At 72.2% G+C, this 6,471-nt stretch carries 6 protein-coding genes; all 6 read left to right on the forward strand.

Annotated elements, in window-relative coordinates; genetic code table 11:
- Positions 1-206: 206 nt before the first annotated feature.
- The 6 genes from AB0G56_RS39740 to AB0G56_RS39765 all read left to right on the forward strand — a co-directional run bounded on the left by AB0G56_RS39740 (position 207) and on the right by AB0G56_RS39765 (position 6,229).
- Positions 207-605, forward strand: coding sequence for a nuclear transport factor 2 family protein (locus tag AB0G56_RS39740; protein ID WP_360980446.1), 399 nt, complete (start codon positions 207-209; stop codon positions 603-605).
- A 37-nt stretch (positions 606-642) separates the two neighbouring features.
- Complete coding sequence (locus AB0G56_RS39745; RefSeq protein ID WP_360980448.1) at positions 643-1,761, forward strand: branched-chain amino acid aminotransferase; 1,119 nt, start codon at positions 643-645, stop codon at positions 1,759-1,761.
- A 72-nt stretch (positions 1,762-1,833) separates the two neighbouring features.
- Positions 1,834-2,895: a glutamate 5-kinase gene (gene proB / locus AB0G56_RS39750; RefSeq protein ID WP_360980451.1), complete on the forward strand. Its 1,062-nt coding sequence runs from the start codon at positions 1,834-1,836 to the stop codon at positions 2,893-2,895.
- Between the two features lie 2 nt (positions 2,896-2,897).
- On the forward strand, positions 2,898-4,154 hold the full coding sequence (locus AB0G56_RS39755) for a glutamate-5-semialdehyde dehydrogenase (RefSeq protein ID WP_360980454.1): 1,257 nt from the start codon (positions 2,898-2,900) through the stop codon (positions 4,152-4,154).
- Positions 4,155-4,205: 51 nt separating this feature from the next.
- Positions 4,206-5,363 (forward strand): pyridoxal phosphate-dependent aminotransferase, encoded by a 1,158-nt coding sequence (locus AB0G56_RS39760; RefSeq protein ID WP_360980457.1) that lies wholly within the window; start codon positions 4,206-4,208, stop codon positions 5,361-5,363.
- Positions 5,360-6,229 carry a pyrroline-5-carboxylate reductase dimerization domain-containing protein gene (locus AB0G56_RS39765; protein ID WP_360980460.1) on the forward strand — a complete coding sequence of 290 codons (870 nt, stop codon included), beginning with the start codon at positions 5,360-5,362 and terminating at the stop codon, positions 6,227-6,229. The genes AB0G56_RS39760 and AB0G56_RS39765 overlap by 4 nt, the downstream gene beginning before the upstream one ends.
- The last annotated feature ends 242 nt before the right edge of the window (positions 6,230-6,471 follow it).

Consider the following 6,471-nt stretch of genomic DNA (forward strand, 5'->3'; position numbering starts at 1 on the left):
CCTTACTTTAGTCAGGACTTTCACCGAGACCTTAGGCAACTGCCCGTTGACTCTTGCCTTGATCCACCCGGACAGCGCAAAGTGGAAGGCAGTTCCCAGCCGAACGCACCAACCGTTCCTCGTCTCAGTTCCGCATCGCCGACGAGAGGTTCTTCCGCGCTGCCCTGAAACGGGCACGCACGACAAACCGAGATATCTGGGGGACCATGTCTCAGGTCACGAATGCATCCGGCACCAAGGAATCCGAACCGGCCGATCCGGTCAGCAGAGTTCGCGCCTATTACCGCCTTGTCGATTCCGGTGACGTACCTGGTCTCGTGGGCTTGTTCGCACCCGACGCCGAATATCACAGGCCAGGGTACGAAAAGCTCTCCGGCCGTGCCGAGCTGGAACGTTTCTACCGCGAGGACCGCGTCATAGAGAGCGGCCGGCACAATCTCTCGAAGATTGTCGCGCAAGGCCGCGAGGTCGCGGTGCACGGCACCTTCGAAGGAGTCCTGCGCGACGGGACGAAGACTTCCGTGCGATTCGCAGACTTCTTCAGCCTGACCCAGGCGGGCACCTTCGCATTGCGCGAGACATTCTTCTACGCGCCGCTCGTCTGAGCAGGTGCGGAAAAATCACCGGGGGATTCCTTCTGTCATGCGTCATTCCACCGTCACCGATACGACACCCGAACGCGTGCCTTTCGGCGAACTGTTCACGCACCACATGGTCACCGCCCACTGGACCGGGCAGGACGGCTGGTCCGCCCCGCGGCTGGAGCCCTTCGGCGACCTGCGCATGTCTCCCGCGATGGTCGGCCTGCACTACGGCCAGGTCGTCTTCGAGGGGCTGAAGGCCTACCGCCGCGAGGAGGACGCGGTGGCGGTCTTCCGTCCGGACGACCACGCGGCCAGGCTGCGCCGCTCCGCCGAACGGCTCGCCGTACCCGCGCTGGCGGACGACACCCTGCTCCAGGCGGTGGACCTGCTCCTCGCGGCCGACGGCGGATGCCTGCCCGACCAGCCGGGGCTGAGCCTCTACCTGCGTCCCGTCCTCTACGCCAGCGAGGCACATCTGGCGCTCCGTCCGGCCCGCCAGTACGCGTTCCTGCTCATCGCCTTCGTCACGGGCGGCTTCTTCTCCGACCGCCCCGACCCGGTCACCGTGTGGGTCGGCCGTGACCACACGCGCGCCGCGCCGGGCGGCACCGGGGGCGTCAAGTACGCCGGCAACTACGCGCCGTCGTACGCGGCGCAGGAGCAGGCCCGGCAGGCCGGCTGCGACCAGGTGGTGTGGCTCGACCCGGTGGAGCGTCGGTGGGTCGAGGAACTCGGCGGCATGAACCTCTTCTTCGTCCGGGGCAGTGGTCCGTCGGCGCAGGTGATCACGCCGCCCGCGACCGGGACCCTGCTGCCCGGCGTCACCCGCGACTCGCTGCTGCACCTGGCGGCCCGGCAGCAACTCGCCGTCCGCGAGGAGCCGGTCTCGGTCGGGCAGTGGAAGGCGGAGTGCCTCGACGGCACCATCACCGAGACCTTCGCCAGCGGCACGGCCGCCGTGGTCACACCGGTCGGCGTGGTCCGCGACGGCGCGCAGTCGTGGCAGGTGGGCACGGGCCGGGCGGGTCCCGTGACGCTCGCGCTGCGCGACGCGCTGGTCGACATCCACACCGGGCGGGCGCCGGCCCCCGAGGGCTGGCTCCGTACGGTCCGGACCCAGGGCTCACGGCCCGGTCCCGCGCGCTCGCAGGAGAGCCTGGTCGGCTCCGGTCAGTGAGCGCCAGGACCGGGTCGGTCCTGGCGAACCGGCCGCGCAGTCGACGCGGTCCGAGGGAACAGGGGGAGTTCCATGCAGTCCGGCATGCGTCCGGAACGTGTCGTCATCAAGATCGGAACCTCGTCGCTCATCTCCGCGGGAGCGCCCGACCCCGCGAAACTGTCCGCCCTCGCCGACGCCGTGGTGCGGCTGCGGGCCGACGGCCGCCGGCCCGTGCTGCTCGCCTCGGGCGCCATCGCTCTCGGCACCGGCCGGCTGCCGGCCAGTGTCCGGCCGGGCACCGCACGCCAGGTGGCCGCCGCGGTGGGCCAGGGGCTGCTGTTCGACGCCTTGCGCGGCAGCCTTCGGCAGCGCGGCCTGACCGCCGCGCAGGTACTGCTCACCCCGGTCGACGTGACCGGGCCGGAGCACCGGGACAGCGTCCGTGCCGCGCTCGAATCCTGTCTCGACTCGGGGCTGGTGCCCGTCGTCAACGAGAACGACACCGTCATGGTGCGCAACAACGACGTGCTCGCGGCGCTGCTGGCCGCCTCACTGGGCGCCGAGCGGCTGGTGCTGCTCACCGATGTCCCCGGGCTGTACGAGAGCGATCCACGTCGGGACGCGAACGCGCGCCGCATTGCGCGGGTGGACGCCATGACGCCCGAGGTCGAGCGGCTCGCGGGCGCCGCCGGGCAGGGCCCGGGCACCGGCGGCATGGCCGCCAAGCTGTGCGCCGCCTGGATCGCCACGCTGGCCGGCGTACCCACGGTGATCGCGGGCGCGGATGCCGAGGACTCGGTGGTGCGTGCGGTGCGGGGTGAGGACATCGGCACCCTCGTGCGCGCCCGCCCCCGGGACAAGCAGCCGGGTCTGCGGCGGCTGTGGCGCGCCCTGTCGGCGCCGCCTGCCGCCCGGCTGCGCGGCGGCCCCGGCATCAGGCGTCCGGTGGCCGACGGCGCGCCGCTGACTGTCCGTCATCTCACCATGGGGAACGAGGAGTTCGGCGTGGACGACGTCGTCGACGTACTCGGTCCCGCGGGCCGGCCCGTCGCCCGCGGACGTACCAGGGTGGCCGCGGCCGCCCTCGCCGGCGCCCCCGCCGACCTGACCGTGCTTCACCACACCGAATACATCAGCCTCCTGGAGGAGTGAGAGTGTCCGCCACCGTTACCGACATCTGCCGGCGTGCCCGTGCCGCGTCCACCGTCATCCGGGAGCTGACCACCGAGGTCAAGGACCAGGTCCTCGGGGAGATGGCCGACGCGATCGACGCGGCTGCCGAGGACCTGAAGAAGGCCAACGCCCGTGACGTGGAGGCGGCGCGCGAAGCGGGAACCTCCGCCACCCTGATCGACCGGCTCACCCTGACCGACAAGCGCATCGCGGGGATGACCCGGGCGATCCGCGTGATCATCGACCTGCCCGATCCGGTGGGCCAGGTGGTGGGCGGCCGTACCCGGCCCAACGGCCTGCGCATCGAGCACGTGCGGGAGCCGCTCGGGGTCGTCGCCGTGATCTACGAAGCGCGTCCGAACGTCACCGCCGATGTGGCGGCGCTGTGTCTGAAGTCCGGCAACGCGGCCGTGCTGCGGGGCTCCTCGATCGCGCAGCACACCAACTCCGCGATCGCGGACGTCCTCGCCGAGGTGCTGCGCGGCCGGGACGACGTGCCCGACGACGCCGTGCAGCTGATCCGGGACACCTCGCGCGAGGCCGCCATGGAGTTGCTGCACGCGGACGGGTACGTCGACCTGCTGGTCCCGCGCGGCGGCCCGAGCCTGATCCGGACCGTCAAGGACAACGCCACCGTGCCGACCGTGATCGACGGCGACGGAAACTGCCACGTCTACGTCGACGCGAGCGCCGACCCCGCGCGCGCCACCGACATCGTGGTGAACGGCAAGACCTCGCGGCCCAGCGTGTGCAACGCGGTGGAGACCCTGCTCGTCCACCGGGACCTGGCCGGGGACTGGCTCCCCGAGGTGCTCGACACCCTGCACGGCCTCGGTGTGGCCGTCCGGGGGGACGAGCACACCCGTAAGGTGTGGCCGGGTGCGAAGGAGGCCCGGGACAGCGACTGGGAGACCGAGTACCTCGACCTGATCCTCGCGGTGAAGGTGGTCGACGGTCTCGACGAGGCCATCGCGCACATCGACCGCTACGGCACCCGCAACGCCGAGGCGGTCGTGGCCCAGGACTACGACGTCGCGCGCCGTTTCGCCCTGGCGGTCGACTCCGGCAGCGTCTTCGTCAACACCTCCACGCGTTACTCCGACGGCGGCGAGTTCGGCTACGGCGTGGAGATCGGCGTCTCCACGCAGAAGCTGCACTCCCGCGGACCGATGGGGCTGGAGTCGCTGACCTGCGTCAAGAACGTCGTGTGGGGCAGTGGGCAGATCCGTGTCATCTGAGCCCGCGTGCGCGCCCCGACCACACGTCCCCCACCTGCGAAAGGCGAAGCAGTGACGGCCCCGCTCCACCACGCGAGTCTGCTGGACACGGTCCAGGAGGCGTCGTCGATCAAACTCAACAACCGGATCTACGAGATGCAGGCGGCCGGGGTCGACGTCACCACTCTGTCGCTCGGGGAGGCCTTCTTCGACCTGCCCGTCCCCTCCTTCGAGGGGCTGCCGGCGTCCCGGCTGCACCACTACTCGCACTCGCGCGGTCTGCCGCTGCTGCGCGAGAAGCTGGCCAAGTACCACGCGTCCACCTCGGGTGCGTGCGTCGACCCGGACCACGAGATCCTGGTCACGGCCGGGTCCAAGGCCGCGATCTTCATGGTGCTCACGGCGCTGCTGGAGCCGGGTGACGAGGTCATCATCCCGGAGCCGCTGTGGGTGAGCTACCCCGACCAGGTGCGGCTGGCCCGCGGTGTCCCGGTGATGACCCCGTGGTACGACACGGTGGAGGACCTCGCCTCCCACGTCACCTCCCGCACCCGTGCCGTCGTCGTCAACAACCCGCACAACCCCAGCGGGCGCAGGCTCGGCGCCGAGGAGCTGCGGACGCTGCACGAACTGGCCGAACGGCACGGGCTGTTCCTGATCGCCGACGAGGCGTACCACGAATTCGTGCCCGTCGGCACGGAATTCGTCTCGCTTCTCGCACTCGATCCGGACAAGCAGCACACGGTCGTCTGCAATTCCATGTCGAAGAATTACGGGATTTCCGGCTGGCGCATCGGGTACGTGATGGCCAACCGGCAGCTGACCGATCAGCTCATCAAATTGCAGCAGCATCTGGTGACCTGTGCGCCGACGATTCTCAGCTACTACCTCGCGGAGCATTTCGAGAACATCCTCGAACACACCCGGCCGCAGATCCAGCGGGTCGTCTCGCTGCGCAACCGGATGGCCGGGATGCTCGCCGAACGCGGCGTCGACTGCCTTCCCGGTGATGCCACGTTCTATCTGTTCCCGTCGCTGGGCGCCTCGCGGCTGGGCTCCGAGGAGTTCGCCGAGACGCTGCTCACCCGGCACCGGGTCGCCGTCGTCCCGGGCATCGGGTACGGCGCCTCCTGCGACCGGTTCGTCCGGGTGTCGGTGGGGACCGAGAGCGAGGAGCGGCTGGTGCGCGGGGTGTCGGCGGTGGCGTCGCTCATCGAGGAGACCCGGTGAGTGCGACGGTCGCGTTCGTCGGCTGCGGGCGCATCACGCGGGCCGTGGTGAGCGGGCTGGTCGCGGCGGGCGGGGCCCCGGACTCGATCCGCGGCGTCTCCCGGACCGGGGCCGGGGCCCGGGCGCTGGCCGGGGAGTTCGGCGTCCGCGCGGCGACGACGCCGGCCGAGGCGGTGGACGGCGCGGACGTCGTCGTCCTCGCCGTCCATCCGCACGAGGCGCCGGCCGCGCTCACCACGCTGGCCGGCGTTCTCACCGGCGGCGCTCCCGTGCTGGTGTCGCTGGTCGCCTCCTGCCGTACCGAGGCGGTGGCCGCGGCCCTGCCCGGGGTCGCGGTGGTGCGCGCGGTGCCGAACGTCGCGGTGGCCGCGCGCCGGGGGATGACGGTCCTCGCCCGCGGTCCGGGCTGTCCGCCGGAGGCACTCGCGGCCGCCCGGGAACTGTTCGCGCCGCTGGGCGAGGTGCTGACCGCCGAGGAGGACGTCATGGAGACGGTCAGCGCGCTGTCCGGGGCGGGCCCGGCCCTCGTCGCCCGCTTCGCGCAGGCGCTGTCCCGGGCGGGCGCCGGGCAGGGGCTGCCGGCGTCCACCGCCGAGGCCCTGGCCGCCCACGCCGTCCGGGGCACCGGTGCCCTGCTCACCGCGCCCGGAGCCACGCCGGACGCCGTCGTGGACTGCGTCGCCTCCCCGGCCGGCATGACGGAGGCCGCGCTGCGCACGCTGGACGGCGCGGGCCTGCCGCGGGCCGTGCGGCAGGCGCTCGACGCGGCGGTCGCTCTGTCGCTGGGGCGCCTGCTGGCGGGCCCGGGCGGCCCGGCGGGGGACGCCGGCCCGCGCACGTCCGTGTCCGCCGGGACGGGGGAATGAGCACGCCCCGCACGCGGGCGGGGACAGTCATGGGTTCACTGGCCGGCGCGGTCCACGATCCGGGCGCGGGCCTTCCGCCCTCGGGACCGGCCCGTACCGCGGGCATCCCCGCGGCCTGACCACCCACCACACTGCCGGGCGTGGGGCGGGCCGCCGACCCTGCCACGCCGTGCTGAGACCGCCGGGGTGGGGCGCGGCGCGCACCGCGCCCCCCCCCCCCGGGCCGGTGGGGCGCGCACCCG

This window comes from Streptomyces sp. NPDC021356, from assembly GCF_040641015.1.
In the GTDB taxonomy this organism is placed as follows: domain Bacteria; phylum Actinomycetota; class Actinomycetes; order Streptomycetales; family Streptomycetaceae; genus Streptomyces.

Coding starts and splice junctions, on each gene's coding strand:
- AB0G56_RS39740 (WP_360980446.1), top strand. CDS start 207: ATGTCTCAGGTCACGAATGCATCCGGCACCAAGGAATCCGAACCGGCC.
- AB0G56_RS39745 (WP_360980448.1), top strand. CDS start 643: ATGCGTCATTCCACCGTCACCGATACGACACCCGAACGCGTGCCTTTC.
- proB (WP_360980451.1), top strand. CDS start 1,834: ATGCAGTCCGGCATGCGTCCGGAACGTGTCGTCATCAAGATCGGAACC.